The organism is Mycoplasmopsis agassizii (genome assembly GCF_002272945.1).
GTDB classification, from domain to species: Bacteria; Bacillota_I; Bacilli_A; order Mycoplasmatales; family Metamycoplasmataceae; genus Mycoplasmopsis_B; species Mycoplasmopsis_B agassizii.
In genome coordinates, this window is record NZ_NQMN01000001.1 from 377,715 (window position 1) to 395,689 (window position 17,975).

Genomic DNA, 17,975 nt, shown 5'->3' on the forward strand with positions numbered 1-17,975 from the left:
ATTTTTAGATGGCAAAAATTTCAAAATTTTGTAAAAAAATAACTCACTAAGAGTTATTCTATTTGTTGTTTTTTTGCATAATATGCATAACTTTGGTTCGTAGATTTTTATGGTCTAATCCAAAATGTTCATAAACCGATTCACCTGGTGCTGATAGACCAAAAGTGTTAATTCCGATATTATATCTTGCTAGGCGATCTCAACCAAAAGTTACACCTGCTTCAACTGAAATTGCAAATTCTTCAATTCATGCAGGTTTTTTAGTTACTAAGTTCATTGAAGGCACTGAGTAACAACTAAAATCGAATTCTTCGGCTATTTTTAAAGCATTTTCAACTTCTGAACCTGATGCAATTAAAGTTCATTTTTGACCTTTTCTTAATAAATATGCACCATTAGACACCCTATCAATTGAAGTATTTTCTAGTGTTTTTAAATTTTGTCTAGTTGTCACAATTGTAACTGGTGCTTTATTTTCAAGGTAATATTTGAATGCTCCTCAAGCTTCTTTTTCATCAGCAGGTCTAAATAAAACCATTCCAGGAATTGAGCGAATTGATGCAAGTTGCTCAATTGGTTGGTGAGTAGGACCATCTTCTCCGACAAAAATTGAATCATGACTAAAAATGTATAAAACAGGTAGTTTCATTAACGAACTTAAGCGCATTGCACCTTTTAAATAGTCACTAAATACTAAGAAGGTTGAAACAAAAGGTCTAAAGTTTGAATGTAATGCAATTCCATTTGCAATTGCAGCCATTGCCATTTCTCTAACACCAAAAAGTATGTTACGACCTTGATAATTTGTTTCAGAAAAATCCCCATCAAGTCCTGCTACTTTAGTAGAAACTGATAAATCGGCTGAACCACCAATCATTTGTTTATTTAATTTAGCTAAATGATTTAAGATCTGACCAACAGAATTTCTTGAAGCTTGATCTTGTTTTAATGTTTCATCAACATTAAATTCAATTTCTGTTTTTAAATAAGCTTGTAATTTTGAAGTTGCTTTTCACTCTTTAAAGTTTTGATTTTGTCTTTTACGTCATTCTGAGTAAAATCTTTCAACTAATTCAGGAACTGCAAAATAATCATCATTTCATTTTAGATTTTTAGCAAGTTGATCAATATCATTACCTAGTGGTGAACCATGTACTGAAGTTGTTCCTTGTTTTGAACTACCTTCACCAATAATAGTTTTAACTGAAATAAAACTTGGTTTATCAGTTTGTGCTTTAGCATTTTTTAAAGCATTATCGATTGCTTCAACTGTGTTTTCACTTACAAGTTGAAAGTAAAAGCCTGCTGCTTCAACTCTTTTTTGTAAGTCTTCAGTATTAGTTTTATTAACCATTGTGTCAAGTTGCACATCATTATTATCATGCATTACCACTAAATGATTTAATTTTAAATGACCTGCAATCGCCATTGACTCATAACTTATACCTTCTTGCAAGTCTCCATCACCTACGATTGTGTAAACATAGTGATTTATTTCTGCAAATTTTGATTGTAAATGTGCTTGTGCAATTGCCAGTCCGACAGCCATTGCAAGTCCTTGACCAAGTGGACCTGTTGTTGCTTCAACACCAATTGTGTGCCCAAATTCAGGGTGTCCTGGCGTTAATGAGTTAAATTGACGAAAATTTCTCAGGTCTTTTTCTTTTAAAATTCCAATTAGTCTTAGTTGTGAATATAAAAGTGCTGATCCATGTCCTGCTGATAAAATAAAGCGATCACGATTGATCCAATTAGGATTAATTGGATCAAAATTTAAATGTCTTGTATAAAGTGTGTGCATCATTGTTGCTGCACCTAAAACAATCCCAGGGTGTCCACTATTTGCTTTATTAACAGCTGCAACACCGTTCATTTTTAATGTTTTAATACTTAAATCATCTAATGATTTAATCATATGTCCTCCGATTAGTAAAATATTTAATTTAATATAATTTGCCTAGTTATTTACTAGATTATTTTTAATTATAAATTAAAGAAGCAAACTTTCATTAATTTAATCTAATTATAAAAACCACACTTTAAAAAAGTGTGGTAAGAATTATTCAGTTTAATTTTTAAGGAGCAGTTGCAGGTGCAGGTGCTTTGTCTGCATCATCTACTAATTTTTTAACAGTATTTGTAAAGTTAGTTGCTTTAGTTTTTCTTGCAGTTGTTACATCAGCGCTTTGACCTGTAGCATATTTAGTTAAATTCATAACTGTTGCGTTAGTTGCAACCACTACTTTAAAGTCGCTTGTTACATAAACATGCACTTTTAAAGGTAAGTCAAGTCCTAGTTCAACCGTAGGAAGCATCAAGGTTGTACCTTTTGCCCCGTTACCAAAAACTAAAACTTTATTAACACCTTTTAAGCGTTTATCAGGATCGTTAGCAACATGATCAACTGTGAAAAAGACTGTGTTACCAGCTGCTGTAATTTTTTTATTTAAGTTATCAACAATAGTATTAGCTAGTGTTGTTGCTGTTTCTAAACTAGCAGTACCAGTAACTGAAAAAGTTTTTGAATAACCATTCATATCTTCAGGTTTAACCATAGTTGTACTTAAAGTTCTTGATGGTGCAGCATTTGCTACAACATCTAAAAGCTTGGTTTTTACGGCGTTTTCAAAGTTTTGTGCAGCAGTTGCATTCATTTGTCCGTGTAACATTAGCACTTCTTTTAGAGCATTTGTTTGCACATAAGTTTTGTCACCTTTAGTATAAACTTGTACTCTAAGTGGCAATTCAAGACCCATACCAGGGCTTGATGTCATTAAAACTGTACCTTGTTTTCCGTTACCAAAAACGATCACTTTATTAAAAGTAGTTAATGCTTGGTCACCGCTTAATTTTCCATCATCAGAATTTTTCTTATGATCAACTTCTCCAAAGACAGTTGCACTCATACCATCTGCAGCTGTTGATACAATCAGTTCTTTAATTTTTGTATAAGCAGTTTCTGCTGTGTAATTACTTTTAATTTCTCTAGGTACTGATTCATATGATGAAATTGATTGCATTTTTTCTCCAAAGGTAAAAGTAATTTCTTTTGCATCTGATGTTTGACTATTTAATACTGCTTTTACAGAAAGCTTAATAGTTTTAGCAGTGTCATTTGCACTATCTTTAACAATTGAAAAATTAAGGGTTGCTTTATTTAAGGAAATTGTTCCGTTAGTTGCTAAAGCATTTAAACTACCACCTAATCACTTAGTAACCATTGCTTGATCAACTGATGCTAGTGAACTAGGAACGACTTTCAATGATTCAGCATTTGTAACATTTACAGATGTTACAAGCGAATCAATTAAGGTTTTAACTGTTTTTTTGTCTTCTTCCTTCGTATCTTTTGAAGGTGCACAAGCAATTAATGCTGCAGTTGATGCTAAAACTGCTCCTCCAAATAGTGTTGAAATAATTATTTTTTTCTTCATTTTGACCTCTTATTATTTTATTCAAAACCAAAAAGATGGTTTTGATAATAAAATTTTATAGAATTATTATTTTTTTCCTGAAATTAAAAAAATAATTATGTTTTTTACAAACGCAATTTTTTGCTTGGTTTTTGAGTTTTTAGTTACTTATTTTTGCAATAAAATGGTGACGTTTTCCTCGTTTAATTAGTAAATATTTACCTTCATAAAGGTCTAAATTAAGTTTTTGATCAACATTTTTAATGACTTCACCGTTGATTTTTAAGGCGTTAGAATCAAGAAATTCTTTTAGTTCTCTTTTTGATTTTACAACCTCTCCATTAATCAACATTTGCGCCAAATCTTGCTCATAATTAATCACTGGTAAGCTAGTTAAAAGTTGTTTTAAATCATCTAAGGTTAAATCATTTTCTGAACCATTAAATAGTGCTTCGCTAATTTTAATAGCTTGTTTTAAAGCGTTTTCACCGTGTAAATTTTTTACCACAGAATTAGCTAAAAAAGTTTGCGCAAGCCTCATTTTTGGGGCTTTTTGGTGTTCTTCAAGCACCTTTTCAATCTCACTTAAATCCTCTAAACAAAGTTGTTTTAATAAGTTTTCAATAATTGATTCACCTTGATTAAATAAGTATTGATAGATGGTGTAAGGACTGGTTAATTCTTTATCTAATCATAATGCTCCACCACCTGTACTTTTACTAAATTTATTACCGTGTTCATCAACAATTAAGTTAGTTGTAATCCCTAAATAAGGGTATTTATTACCATGAACTGAGTTAATTAATTCTAATCCTGCAGTAATATTTCCTCACTGATCACTGCCTCCTAGTTGAATCATGACTCCGTGTTTTTCTGCTAGTGTAAGAAAGTCATAAGCTTGTAATAATGAGTAAGAAAATTCTGTATATGAAAGTCCTTTTTCGATTCTACTTGAAATCGACTCTTTTGCTAAAAGAGTCGCAATGTTAAAATACTTTCCTACTAGTCTTAGAAAATCTAGAACATTCATATCTTGATAAAAATCATAATTGTCCATTACTTCTAAACCAAATGAAGCAAGTTGATCTTTAATTTTTGACTTATTAAGTTTCAAAGTTTCCATGTCTAATAAGTTACGTTCTGCGTTTTTAAAAGAAGGATCACCTATCATCCCAGTAGCACCACCTAATAAGGCAACTGCTTTAAAACCTGCATTTTTGATTCTGATTAAGTTAACAATTTGCGTGTAATTTCCTAGATGTAGTGATGTTGCAGTCGGATCAAAGCCGATGTATGCTCCTTGCTCTTTAGTAATTAAATCTAGTTTATCTTTTTTAGAAATGTTTTTAATAACACCTCTTTTTTCTAAATCTATGATTAATGATTTTAAATCTTTCATGTGAATAAGATTTCCTTTCCGTTTTCTAAATTTGATGAATATGGTTTTAAATCATCTGAAATTTTCATAGTTTTTTCTGAAACTAACATCACTTTAGAAAAGTGATTTGCAATTTTTTCATAGCCAACAACTTTAGCAGTTGCTAATAAGGTGCCTAGGGTTGCAACTGTTACATTATCCCCTATTTTAAGCCCTTTTAAGTTAGTTACAACTTCATATTCTTGATCTGCTTTTAAGGTTACAAAGTCCAAATTATTGCTATTTTCATGCTTTTTAATATCAATAATTTGTGCACTTAAATAGTTAATTTTTTGAGGTATTAAATATTCTGGTTGGCCTTTAATTTGCTCACTTATAAGTGAATTTAAAGTTCCTCTTAACTCTTCAGTTAATGAACCGTAAGAAAAATTAAATTTTTTTAACAGATCGTTATGAACTTCAAAGAAGTTTACACCAACTAGGGTGTTTTCAGCAAAAAGTAATGAAAAAGCATCAAAATCTAGTGTTTTTGATACTTTTTTTGATGCATCAATGCTGATTAAAAGGCTATTTTTAAATGCCTGATTTTTAATGTATATAGACATGTTTTTAATTATAATATAAAATATGAAAATAGCAATCATTATAGATTCAGCAAGTGGCTTATCAAAAGCAGAGGCTGAAAAATTAAACTGACACTACCTACCTTTAGGTATTACAATTGACGATAAGTTTTATCAAGATGGAATTGATGTAACAAGTAAGAATATTTATGATTTTTTTAATCCTAAAAGTAAAGTCCAAACTTCGGCAACACCACCTGCATTAGTTGAAGAATTATTTGAAAAATTATCACAAGAAAATGATAAGGTAATCGTTTTTCCGATTTCCAAACACTTATCAAGCCAATATCAAAACCTAGCAGCAACTGCTATGAAATTTAAAAATGTTCATGTAGTTAAATCAAATAAAGTGGCAATGTTGATACCACTTGCATTATTAGATTTTGAAAAAACATTAGCAGAAGGTCAAGATTTTGAAACTGCACTTAAAAAATTAGAAGTTTGAAGAGAAGATCAAAAGATTTTACTAATTCCTTTTAGCAATGACCGTTTAGTAGCAGGGGGGCGTTTAAGTCCTGCTGCAGCCAAAGTTGCTAAATTATTAAAAATCACACCAGTGATTAAATTTGAAGATGGACAATTACTGCGCCATGCAAAAGGTTTGGTTTTTGACAAGGTTATTAATAACATGATGAAAGAATTAACTGAAGAAAGCAAAGATAAAGATTTTGAATCAACACCAGTTATTTTGCATGCAAATAATCCCCAAATCGATAACTTTATTCAAGATTTCGAAACTATTTCAGGCTCATCAGTATTTGTTGGAAACATTCCTTCAGTCGTTGCCATCCATACAGGACATAAGGCAATTGCTTTAGCAAATAATACTTTTTCTAAAGAATCAAGCGAGAAATTACAACACGTTTTAAATAGCGATTTATAAAAAAGGCAATAAAAAAATGGCAGGAGTAACAGGATTTGAACCCATAACACACGGGGTTGAAGCCCGATGTTCTACCGTTGAACTATACTCCTACGCTGAGATTTATTATAATAAAAAATAAGCAAAATGCTTATTTTTTTTCATCAATTTTTCTTTCAACTAAAGCAACAATATCGCTTACTTTTTGCAGTTGAACTAATTCTGTATCAGTGATTTCAATTTCAAAAACATCTTCCAAATTTGAAATTGAGTGAACTAGATCTAGTGAATCAATTCCTAATTCAAAAATATTTGAATCTTCAGTTGGTTTTGTTTTTGACATTCTATCAAGGCGAGAAATAATCTCTTTTTTTACATCCATAGTGATTTTATAACCTTCCTACAATTTAAATGTATTGATAAATTATTAATCTAATTATAGAAAATAAAACATTTTAGTAGCAAAAAATAATGTTTTTATTTTATTTACTCTTTGAAACTTCAAAGTTATAAACTCGACTGATTTTATTGTTATCTTCATCGCTTCAAGTTAGTTTTAAATTAATCACTTTAGGACTTACAATTTGATATTCATAAGTAAATCAACCATAACTAATAGCCATTCTTGAAATTTGATCTTTAATAAAACTAGCAATTATATTGTCTTCTAAATAAAAATCACCATCTTTGATTTTTACATACTTGTAAAAATCTTCACTATGAAAATCTGAGAAAATCTGCTCTTCTCGCAGTAATTCTATCGGTTTATTAATAGGTGGAGATACTTGTTCAGGTTTATTATTTTGCACTGCAAAGTAAATTCCTACTGCGGCAGCAGAAAAAGCAACTATTAAAGCAGATGTTCCAAGAGCAATCTTATTTTTAAAAACATAGTTTTTTATTTTAGTTTTACTCAGCTTCATCATCTAAATCACGCCTTTGATATGTTGTCTCAAAATAGAATAGAGAAAAATTATTGTCAATAATTTTACTAAATTCGCTATTTTTGATTATTCCTTTTTGGCTTTTTAAACTTTCATTTCAAAAGCCATTTTTAATCTTCAGTTTGATTTCACCATCATCTGCATTTAACAAGGCCTTATCAAATCTCTGATTTAAAGCAATTTTTAAATTTTTGAATGCTTCATTGACTTGAAGTTCAAAATTTAAAATAAAATTACCTTTAAAATTATATGGAACTAATAGTCCTGTTTGTGAGTTGGCTCCAAGAAGATTAACAGTTTTATGTTTTTCAAAGTCATAATAACTTTGGCTAACAACTTCTAATCTACCTTTATTGATTCACGGTTGAAAATCATTGACAAAAATAGACCTAATCTCGTTTTCATCAGAGATATCATCTTGTTTAATTTTTCCTACTTTAAGATCCACTTGCTTAAAAATATCTTCATTGGCAGTTGATCTTATTTCATAATCTAAAAGATTAACTATTGGTTTAAAGCGTTCAAATTCAGGTTTTTTAAATTTGATTTCAAGATATTCAATATCTAATTGAGCACTCATTCTTGACCTAACTTTAACAGCTTCATTGGTAAATCTGATGATGTATGGAATTCTAATTTTAAGACTTTCAGAATCAATTAAGTAGTCTCTTTTATAATCATTTAAACCAATATTAATGGAAGAAATGAACAAAGGACCAGTTATTGAACCGTTAGATATATTATTAGCAATAATTGTAATATTATTCACAGCAGATAATTTCATTTTTATTTTTGGAGCAATAAATACAGCTTCAAGCCAACCACCACGTGGATTATTTGTATAATAATTTTGGCTAGTGGCAATTGTTTTATTATTAATTTGAAGCGTGAAAACTATATTTCTACTTGTATCTGCAAGCATCCTTGCTTTTATACTAAATGAATCATCAGAAAGATATCTCTTTATTTCTACTTGAAGTTTTTCTTTTGGTAGAGTTTGATTAGTTATTTGAAAATGTTCAACGAAATCAATTTTGTGTTGATAAACCTGTGCAGGTTCAACTGTGTTATTTACTAGATTCATGGTAATTGAAATAAGTGTCAAATAAATCGAGAACTTGCTTGGAAGATTTTTTAAAAATATTTAGTTCTGATTTTTGAATTTGACTAGCAATTGACTTTTTATTATTGTATTTTTCTAAATAAAAATTTAGAACGAATGATTGATTTTCATTCATTTTATTTTTTATAAATTCAAATAAATATATAAAGTCAAGTTCATCATTTATTTTAATATTCTCCTTAATTTTTTCTTTTATAAAAGCAACAAGATCAATGATTTTTAATCTATTGTCATTTTTATTTTTATTCATTTTATTTGTAATGTTTTGGAAAGATTGTTTTTAATTTTTCACTCGATTCTTTTCAAAATCCTTTTTTATTAATTTGCGCATTACTTTGTTCCTGAAGTAATTCTTTATAATATTTTTCATCATTGTAATAATAAAAATCTTTTTTGTTAGTTGAAAAATATGCAAGTATTGCTAAACCTTCACTAATTAATTTTTTAGCTAAATCTAAATTATCATCTGTAAAAACTTTAGCAACTGATCTTTTATATTTATCCAGTTTTATTAATTTGTATTTAATATTTTTATTTAAAATTAAATTTGAAGTAAATTCTTTTGCTTGTTTTGCATAATAAAAACCCAAATCATATTTATAAGAATTTTCAACTTTTAATTCAGCTGTATCAACTCCAAATAATCTAAAACTTTTTTTATTATCATAGAAAGTATCTCCATCATAAATTTTAATTATTTTGGTAATTTCATTTTCATCTTTCGAAGTATCTTTTTTAATTTCAATACATGATGAAGTAATTACAACAGTAAAAAGTGGAACTGTAAATATTAATAATTTTAGTAATTTTTTAATTACTATAAAATTGATTATTTTGTTTTTGGAAAATCTATTTTTCATTTTTTTGTTTGCTTTTATTTTTAAGTATCAATTACATTTATTAATTTTTTAAATCAAAATTATGGTACGAAAGTCATCAGAAAAAAATTTAAGTTTATAAAGTATAGGAAAGAAATGGATAAATAATATTAAAGGAAAGGCGCTTTAGAAAATTAAATTGCAATTAAATTAGTGTTTTAATTTGAACTACTAATTTAATTCACTTTAAATAAATTGAGACTTATAAAAAATGCAAGCATTTTCTAGGGAAAAGAAATTTGTTTAATATCTCTCCTCCCTATTTAGCAATAAAATTTTTTAGTGGTTTTGGAAAATATTTTTAATCTTTTTTTAATAAAAATTATTTTTATATTAAATTATAAAATTAAATAATTTCTCATAAAAATAACTAATTAATTTTAAAAAACAAGTTAATAGTTAAGACATTAAATATTTTTAATTTAGTTTATAAAAAATAAATTTTGTTTCTTCAATGATTTTTTTGATTTTTTAATTTAGTTATTTATGTTTTTGAAAAGTAATTTTAATGTTAATGTAGACTCGAAAAATAAAAAATTATTTGTGCCTTAGACACAAATAATTAAATTTTAATTAATAGATTATTTACTTACTCCAGTAATTATTATCACATAATCAGGAACTTCTAATGATCCAAAATCAAAGTTAATTGTAAGTTTTAATTCAGTCATTTTGTTTGATAAAGCAAGTGGTTGAGTTGGTTCTAATTTGAACCTTTTAACCTTTAATCCAAAAGTGTAGTAATCCATATTTTGCTTATTAGATAAACGTGAAATTAATAATTCTAATTTTTTATTTAAATCAGATGTTCGATTTATTTCATTTAAATTATCAATTGTTGCTACCTTATTACTAAATTCTAATTTAGTTGGTAAGCTTTTTAGTAATTCAATTCTATCCCTGTAATTTCTTTGAGCAACAACATCATCTTTTGAAATAAAACTAGTTAAAGCAATTACTCTTTTTCTTTGAATATTATTGGCATCAATTGAAATTATTGTAATAATAATTTCACCTATTAAATTAGTTGTTGCAGGTCTTTTATATTCAATATTATAAGCGTAATTTGCCCCACCATATTTTCTAGTTAATAGTTCTCTTCAATAAGTTTTATCGATATTAAATTTCTCTGCTAAATTTTGAATAGACAATCCAAAATTTTGTGGATAAACGTTTATATTAAAAATACTTTCAGCATCAATATATAAAGTATTTTTATTTCAATCCTGAATATGTTGATCAATTTCTTGATTTCATTTTGTTCAGTTATTTGAAAATTCTGATGAATAAGTTAAGTTCAAACTATTAATTGTAAAGCTAACTTGTTTTTCATAGTTACCATGTTTTACTAAAAATGAAATTAACACATTTTGATTTGCTTGTTCTAATTTTACATTTTCAATGTAGTCAGTATAAAAAGTATTTTCATGCGCTTGAATAATATTAGTTAAAGAATGGATGTAAACCTTTTTCTCTTTAACTGTTGTTAAAGCATTAAATTCACTAGCAATTACTGCTGATGTTTTGTTAGTAATTAATGAGTTAAATAAATTGTTATCAACTGATTCAGCAAGTAATCTAAACTGCTGATTAAAGACATTTTCAGGTTGAAATTCAGTTACATAAATTTTAAAAGAGCGATAGTTATTATCAACAAATGCTTCAAAATTTATGACTAATCTTCCAGGTTTATCAAAATCAGTATCATCAACTGAAAATGTTCTAATGATATTTAGATCACTTAATTTTCTTGTAAGTAGTGCGAATTGATTAACATCTGCGTTAATCAAATCAGCAACTGCTTGCAATTGTTTTTCAAAAGAAGTTAATGGTCTTAAATGTTTATTATAAAAAGCTAGAGCAGAATCATTTATTGATAAGGAATTAAGGGTTGTAACTGATAATGTTGAAACTAAATCAGTATAGTTTTTTCAAGCTGTTTCTTGCTCAGATAACATTTCTTTAAAGTTTGTAAAATAGAAGATAACTTTATCAGCATAATCGCCAAATTTTAAATTCATTGCAACCTGTAATTCATTATTAGTAGTTACAGCTAGAGAAATAGAACCTTTACCAATACCTTCAAGGCTGTTAAATTTACTTGTAAATTCTTTTGAAATTTTTAATAGTTCTTTTTTCTGAGTTGTAGTTGAATAATCTTTATTTGCTAGGTAAAAATCTGCTGCAGTTAAGTCTGTTTTATCAACAACAAATTTTTGTTCTTCTAAACTTGCCTTAAAAGCTTGTAAATCAAGTGCGACTTTTTCAGTAGGTGTTATTTGTTTTTTAAAGCCTTCTATTTTAAATTTTATTCCATGGAACAATTCATTCAATCTTAAAACAGCATTTACATTTAAAATACTATTGTCTTTAGGATCTGAAGAAAATAAAACATTAGTTAATATCAAACCCTTAGAAAATGAACTTTGATACTGTTTTTTAAAATCAGGGCTAATTTCCTGAAGTTTTTCTAAAACATCATTATCTTCTGTTAAATTTAAACTTGATAATTGACTTATTGTAAGGTCTTCTTGGGCATTTTTAAATGTTTTTTTAGATGATCAAATAATTTCTTCAATTTTAAATTTTGACTCTTTTTCAGCGTTCTTGTCTTCAAAACCAGTTATTAAAATATTGTCGTAAAGCAATATTTTTTTATCTTCAGCATTTCTAAGTGAAACTTTGATTGTTAAAGTATTTTGAGTGGTGCTTAAAACTTCGAAAAATAGAATTTTTTCGTTTCATATTTCTGAATATTTTTCTAAACCAAGATTTTTTAATGTATTTTTTTCGAAAACTTGAGTTGGCACATACTGTCTAGAAGCAGGTTTATCTTTATTAAAATTTGCCATTTTTAACGCATCAGTTGCTTCTTTAAGATAATCAGTATCGGTAACCACTACTGGAGCCGGAGTTGCTATAGATCTATTTTGTGAAATAGCAACACCAGCTGCAACTGCAGCACCCGATACTGCTGCAATAGCAAAAAAACTACTCAATAATAAAAGCCCTTTTTTTGTCATTTAAATTCCCCTTACAACCTTCTGCCAGTTGCGTTGAAATTATAACTTATTTAAGAAAATAGCCATTATTTTAAAATTTTTAAAGTTTTTTTGAAATTTTTACTTTTTAGTGTATGAAATTTTATTAGTCTGTTGATAAGTATACTTAAAATATTTATCACTTTGACTTCATAAAACTGTTAATTTATTATTTAAAAAAATCTTAAAAACACGTTTCTACCGTGCTTTTAAGATTTTAAATAATATTTATAAAATACTTTTTTAATTAAAAATTATCAAAGAGTATTTTGATTTTCGATATCAATATCTTTAAAAACATTGATATCGTGAAGTGTTTCAGCAATAGTTTGAGTTGCTCCACTGCGTTTTTTAAAGTCTTCAAATGAAATGAAAGGTTTTTGTCTTCTAGCCTCAACAATTTTATTTGCAATTGATTCTCCCAAACTATTTACAGTTACAAATGGAGGAATCAAAGTATTTGTTTCTTTGTCAAATAATCACTCTTTTGCAGCACTTTTTTCTAAATCAATTGTAGATATTTTAATACCTCTAGCTGCTGCTTCTTGTGCTAGATAAAGTGTTTGCAAAATCGAATCATCTTTTGTACTCAATGCTTTTCCTAATAGTTTTTCCTGATTTTCTAGTTGATTGATTTTTTCTTTAATTGCTTGATTTCCAGAAATCATTACCTTAATATCAAAATCGTTTGCTCTGGTTGTAAAGTAAGTTGCATAATATTCAAGTGGATAATAAACTTTAAAATAAGCAACTCTTCACGCCATAATTACATATGCTGTAGCATGCGCTTTAGGGAATAAATATTTAATTTTTACTAAGTTTTCAATGTAACCAGGGGTTGCACCATGTTTTCTAATTTCTTTTTTCTGCTCATCGGTTAAACCTTTACCTTTACGTACTTGTTCCATAATATTAAAAGCAAGTTTTTGATTTACACCAAGTTCAATCAATCTAATCATGATGTCATCACGACAAGATGTCACATCTTTTAAACTAGAACCTCTTTTAATAAGTTGTTCTGCATTACCTAATCAAACATCTTCACCGTGACTTAAACCTGAAACAGAAACTAAATCAGAAAACGATTTAACATTAACTGCAGTTAACATTTTTCTAACAAATGGTGTCCCAAATTCAGGTATTCCTAGTGCACCTGTAGGTTCATTTAAAATATCTTCTGGTTTAATTCCTAGTGCTAAAGGTGAAGAAAAAATCGAAATAACTTTGTCATCTTTTTTAGGAATTTCAAATAAATCTACACCAGTAATTCTTGACAGCATTTTTAAGGCTGTCGGATCATCGTGTCCTAGCAGATCTAATTTTAAAAGATTATCGTGAATTGCTTTAAAGTCAAAGTGGGTGGTTTTTCAACCAACACTTTCATCATCTGCAGGATAATTAATAGGAGTAAAATCTTCGACATCATATTCCTTAGGAATAATGATGATTCCACCAGGGTGTTGTCCCGTGGTTCTTTTAACATCAATAGCTTTAGTCATTAAAAATCTGATGTAAGCATCTGACACTTTTTCTTTATCTTTAAAGTGGTTTAAAACATAACCATAAGCTGTTTTACTTGCAACTTTTGAAATAGTTCCAGCACGAAAACTATGATCTTCACCGAAAATATTTCTAACTTCTTCATGAATTATTGATTGATATTCACCTGAAAAATTTAAATCAATATCAGGCGTTTTATCTGCTTCAAAACCTAAAAATGTTGCAAACGGAATAGTTTGTCCATCTTTATCTAATTTAAATGAACAACGTGGACAGTTCTTATCATCTAAGTCGTAACCACTATTGGTTAAAAAAGTTTCAGGAAATTCTGAGTACTTACAGTTTTTGCAATAGTAGTGTGGTTGCAGTGGATTTACTTCAGTTATTTTAGCCATGGTTGCTACTAATGAAGAACCAACTGAACCACGAGAACCTACTAAATAACCATCTTCTAATGATTTATTTACAAGTTTTGAACTGATTCAATAGATGACATCAAAACCATATTTTAAGATAGGTTTTAGCTCATCTTCAAGTCTTTTTTCAACGATTTTTGGCAGTGGATTTCCGTATTGTTTATAAGCGTTTTCGTATACCATTTTCTCGAGTTTTACGGCAGAATCGTCAAAAATAGGTGTAAATAATTTATCAGGAATTATTTGTAATTTATCTATTTTAGAAGCCAGTTCTCTAGGATTATCAATTACCATTTTTTTAACTATTTCTTGGTAATCTGAACCTAAAAATGAATACTCATTCATTAATTCCTTGGTTGTAAAATAATGCTGATCAGGGTAACTATCATAACTATTTCTTTTGAAAAATAGTTTATGTCTTTTGTTCTTAATCCCAGTTGCTTCTATGTAAATTTCATGAACAATTTTTGATTCAGAACTAAGATATCTAGGTTGTGCTGAAGCAATTATTTTTTTATTTTTTTCTAGAGATCAATCAACTAGTTTTTTTAGTAGACTTTTGATTTCACTTGCTCCATATTTATTAAAAAGATGGCTCATTCCACTAAAAGGTGGGATTTCAATATAATCAAATTTATCAATCATTTTTTTGACATTAACTTCATTTTCTGAAATTAATGAATTAATCATTGGACCTGCAACACCACCTGAAGAGAAAAATAGATTATCAGTTCTGTCTAGTTTTTCAAAAGGATATTTTGCTTCATTATAAAAATATGTTGTGTTTAACTTTGAAATAATTTTATAAAGTTCTTTTAATCCTTTTTGATTTTTAACTCAAATACTGATGTCATAAGGTCTTTTACGTTCAAATACTGTTTTATTTGTATATTGATTTAATTCAGAAAAGGTAAGCACATTTAATCGACTAAATGAAGAAACTTGTTGCATTCATATTTTTGCTAAAACCTCAGCATCATAATCAGCACGGTGGGCTTCTTCTTCATTATAAATAACCCCTGCTCTAGCAGCAACCATACCTAATGTAAAACCACGACTAAATTCAGTTGCTAAATGAGAAGTAGCAACTGAATCAATGAAAACATTGTCAAATTTAATATTGAATTTGTTGGCTTTTTCAACTAAAAAATTGTAGTCAAAAGGTGCATTATGGGCAATAATCACATGATCTGCAAAAAAGTTTTTGATTTTTATTAAGGCATTTTCTAAGGTTTCACCCCTATCAGATTGAGATTGAGTAATACCTGTAATATTAGTAATTTTTGAGCTAATTTTTTTACTAGATTTAACGAAAAATGATTCTTTTTTAGCAATTTTATTGTCTTTAATTAAGACAGCACCAAATTCAATTATTTCATCTTCAATGGGACTTAAACCTGTAGTTTCAAAGTCAAAAGTGACATATGTATGGTCTTTTAGATTAATATTGTCTTTTTGTGGATCATATTGAATGAAGACACCATTACCATCTTTATAGGTTGAAACACTAGCCCCATAGACTACTTTTAAATTTTCATTTTTTTTAGTTAAATGATAAAATTCAGGGAACGATTGCACACTGTTTGTGTCAGCGATTCCGATTACTGGGTGGTTAAATTTTAAAGCCTGATTAACAATTTCTTTGGGCGATAAAATTCCATCCATAGTTGACATTTTTGTATGAAAATTTAACTCAGTATGTTTTTCAGATGCTTCATCATAGCGATCTTTAAATAACGGTTCACATTTTTCAAAACGATTAAAAGTTACGTTTTTAAGTTTTTCATTAATAACTTTAACAGTTCCATAAACCTTAATACAGTCACCTATTTTAATATCTTTAATTTTTGATTCATCATTTTTTGCAAAATAAATCAACTCAGCAGCCTCTTGATAATCAGTTATTAAAATGCTGTAACGTTCATTATTATTCGCTAATTTTCTAGATGTAATTTCGAAAACATCACCCATTAATTCCACATGTTCTTCATTTGAATCTTGAAAATCTTTTAATGTTAGTGGTTGATATTCTCTCTTACTATAACTTCTTGAAGATGAGCCTTTATAACTACTATATTGAGATTGTGTTTCACTTGGTTTATACTGACTAATAATGTTTCTAATTTCATTTTTATTTAAATTGAAATTAGGTACTGCTTCTTCATTAATGAATTCAATATCTAAAACAGGGTTTTTAATCCCTTGTTTTTTTAATTGGTCTTCAATAATATTTTTATGACTTAAACATAGATTAAAGTCTTTTTTGTTTTTAAGTGTTAACTTAATTTTGCTGTTGGTATCATCTATTTCTAAAGCACAAAACCTTAATGCTTCATTCAATTGTGGTGATTTAATAACTTTCAAAGCATTATTGAAGTGAGTGTTAAATTTATTTTGTGAATACTTATTTAAGTTGAAATTAAAATTACAGATAATTGAATTAAAATGACTATGTAATTTGGTTTCAATTAAATTTTTAAGTTGTTCAGTTTCATTAAAATCATGAACTCCATCAAATTCTACAGTGAAATCAAAACTAGAACTTTCCTTATGAAATTTATGTTTAGTGATTCTTCCTTGACGAAATTTTTCAGGTAATTCTAGGTTAAATTCTTTTAGTAGTTTCTCAAATTGACTCATAGATTTATTTTAATCAAAAGATGCTGTAAATATCTAAATAAATGAATTTTTTTCAGAGCAAAAATAAAAAAATTGCTTCTTGAAAAGCAATTTAAAATGTTTGAAAAATTTTTGTTTTAATAAAATGAAATAGCTAGCAAGGCAAAGAAATTTACAAAAATAATGCTATCAAAACGGTCTAATAAACCACCATGATTTCCTAATATTTTAGAATAATCTTTAAGTTGATTTACCCTTTTTATATATGAAAAGTATAAATCTCCTACTATTGAAAAAATTGGCAAAATGACTGTTAAATAAATCGCAAATGATGCAACTGAAGCTGAATCTGGGTTCGTTACAAAGAAAAATTTGCCTTGAATATTGAAAGATCAATAAATAATTTGTACAAGAATAGCACCTGCTAGAAAACCGATTAAAGTTCCTTCTCAGGTTTTTTTAGGGCTTACAAAGGGAGCAAATTTTCTTCTTATAAATTTTCTACCTAGTAAAATTCCACCTAAAAAAGCTGATGTATCAGTAATAACTGGCACAAAAACTATTATTAAAGCAAATTCAGGGAAAAGGATAAATATGTTTAATAAACCATTAAAAAAGATGATTAATAAAAACAGTGAAACAGCTATCAATAACATATTAGAAGCAATCACATTTGGTCTGCTTAAAATCACTTTTCTTTTAACCTGTACTAGATAAAAGGCAAAAACTACAGTTACTTCAATTAGAAAAATTAAATAAATTCTTCAATTTTTTAAGATGTCTTTTAATGTACTAACTACCATTTGCATCGTTATTACTGAACCAGTGACACTTTCAGTTTCATAAGGATTTTGGTCAAAAATCGTTCTAAAGTTATCAAAATGAGCAAGTAATGAAGCAAGCGTTGCTAATGCTAAAATAATTGCCACGATATAATGAATATCAAAAGCTTTTAATAGTTCATAAGTCATTCAAGCAACAACTGAAAAAGTTATAACCATCATTATAACCCTTGTAATAATTGCTCCGACTCCATTAGAATCTTTTAGTAAAAAAGAAAATAAAAAAAATACTAAAAATACTAAAAGATAAATAACGGAAACGATAAATCTTCCTTTTAAAATTTTGTCTTTAATATTCATAGTATCTACTTGGTAAAATCTTAGGAATTGCACCTT

13 protein-coding genes and 1 tRNA gene are annotated in these 17,975 nt (G+C 27.9%); 1 reads left to right on the forward strand and 13 read right to left on the reverse strand.

What is annotated here, in order from left to right; translation table 4 throughout:
- Positions 1–58 precede the first annotated feature (58 nt).
- The 4 genes from CJF60_RS01435 to CJF60_RS01450 all read right to left on the reverse strand — a co-directional run bounded on the left by CJF60_RS01435 (position 59) and on the right by CJF60_RS01450 (position 5,396).
- The gene (locus CJF60_RS01435) at positions 59–1,915 is read right to left on the reverse strand and encodes a transketolase (RefSeq protein ID WP_084231896.1); all 1,857 of its coding nucleotides are present in this window, start codon (positions 1,913–1,915) and stop codon (positions 59–61) included.
- Positions 1,916–2,075: 160 nt separating this feature from the next.
- Entirely contained in the window at positions 2,076–3,434 is a 1,359-nt protein-coding gene (locus CJF60_RS01440) for a DUF302 domain-containing protein (protein ID WP_084231897.1), read from the reverse strand.
- 139 nt (positions 3,435–3,573) lie between these two features.
- Complete coding sequence (gene tyrS / locus CJF60_RS01445; RefSeq protein ID WP_084231898.1) at positions 3,574–4,812, reverse strand: tyrosine--tRNA ligase; 1,239 nt, start codon at positions 4,810–4,812, stop codon at positions 3,574–3,576.
- Entirely contained in the window at positions 4,800–5,396 is a 597-nt protein-coding gene (locus CJF60_RS01450) for a hypothetical protein (RefSeq protein WP_159444190.1), read from the reverse strand. Before CJF60_RS01450 ends, tyrS begins: the two co-directional genes overlap by 13 nt.
- Before the next feature lie 22 nt (positions 5,397–5,418).
- On the opposite strand from CJF60_RS01450, the gene CJF60_RS01455 reads away from it, so the two are divergent.
- Positions 5,419–6,297: a DegV family protein gene (locus tag CJF60_RS01455; protein ID WP_084231900.1), complete on the forward strand. Its 879-nt coding sequence runs from the start codon at positions 5,419–5,421 to the stop codon at positions 6,295–6,297.
- Between the two features lie 17 nt (positions 6,298–6,314).
- Here the strand turns inward: CJF60_RS01455 and CJF60_RS01460 are convergent.
- The 9 genes from CJF60_RS01460 to CJF60_RS01500 all read right to left on the reverse strand — a co-directional run bounded on the left by CJF60_RS01460 (position 6,315) and on the right by CJF60_RS01500 (position 17,939).
- A tRNA-Trp gene (locus CJF60_RS01460) sits at positions 6,315–6,389 on the reverse strand.
- A gap of 38 nt (positions 6,390–6,427) precedes the next feature.
- Positions 6,428–6,658 carry an acyl carrier protein gene (locus tag CJF60_RS01465; RefSeq protein ID WP_084231901.1) on the reverse strand — a complete coding sequence of 77 codons (231 nt, stop codon included), beginning with the start codon at positions 6,656–6,658 and terminating at the stop codon, positions 6,428–6,430.
- A gap of 100 nt (positions 6,659–6,758) precedes the next feature.
- Positions 6,759–7,199, reverse strand: a complete 441-nt coding sequence (locus CJF60_RS01470) for an MHO_1590 family protein (protein WP_143823375.1) — start codon at positions 7,197–7,199, stop codon at positions 6,759–6,761.
- Complete coding sequence (locus CJF60_RS01475) at positions 7,186–8,304, reverse strand: MHO_1580 family protein (protein WP_084231903.1); 1,119 nt, start codon at positions 8,302–8,304, stop codon at positions 7,186–7,188. Before CJF60_RS01475 ends, CJF60_RS01470 begins: the two co-directional genes overlap by 14 nt.
- Positions 8,288–8,593, reverse strand: coding sequence for a hypothetical protein (locus CJF60_RS01480; protein ID WP_084231904.1), 306 nt, complete (start codon positions 8,591–8,593; stop codon positions 8,288–8,290). The genes CJF60_RS01475 and CJF60_RS01480 overlap by 17 nt, the downstream gene beginning before the upstream one ends.
- A 1-nt stretch (position 8,594) precedes the next feature.
- The gene (locus CJF60_RS01485) at positions 8,595–9,203 is read right to left on the reverse strand and encodes a thermonuclease family protein (RefSeq protein WP_084231905.1); all 609 of its coding nucleotides are present in this window, start codon (positions 9,201–9,203) and stop codon (positions 8,595–8,597) included.
- A 599-nt stretch (positions 9,204–9,802) separates the two neighbouring features.
- Complete coding sequence (locus CJF60_RS01490; RefSeq protein ID WP_084231906.1) at positions 9,803–12,244, reverse strand: hypothetical protein; 2,442 nt, start codon at positions 12,242–12,244, stop codon at positions 9,803–9,805.
- Positions 12,245–12,516: 272 nt separating this feature from the next.
- Positions 12,517–16,818: a PolC-type DNA polymerase III gene (locus CJF60_RS01495; RefSeq protein ID WP_084231907.1), complete on the reverse strand. Its 4,302-nt coding sequence runs from the start codon at positions 16,816–16,818 to the stop codon at positions 12,517–12,519.
- 116 nt (positions 16,819–16,934) lie between these two features.
- Positions 16,935–17,939, reverse strand: coding sequence for a phosphatidate cytidylyltransferase (locus CJF60_RS01500; RefSeq protein WP_084231908.1), 1,005 nt, complete (start codon positions 17,937–17,939; stop codon positions 16,935–16,937).
- Positions 17,940–17,975 lie beyond the last annotated feature (36 nt).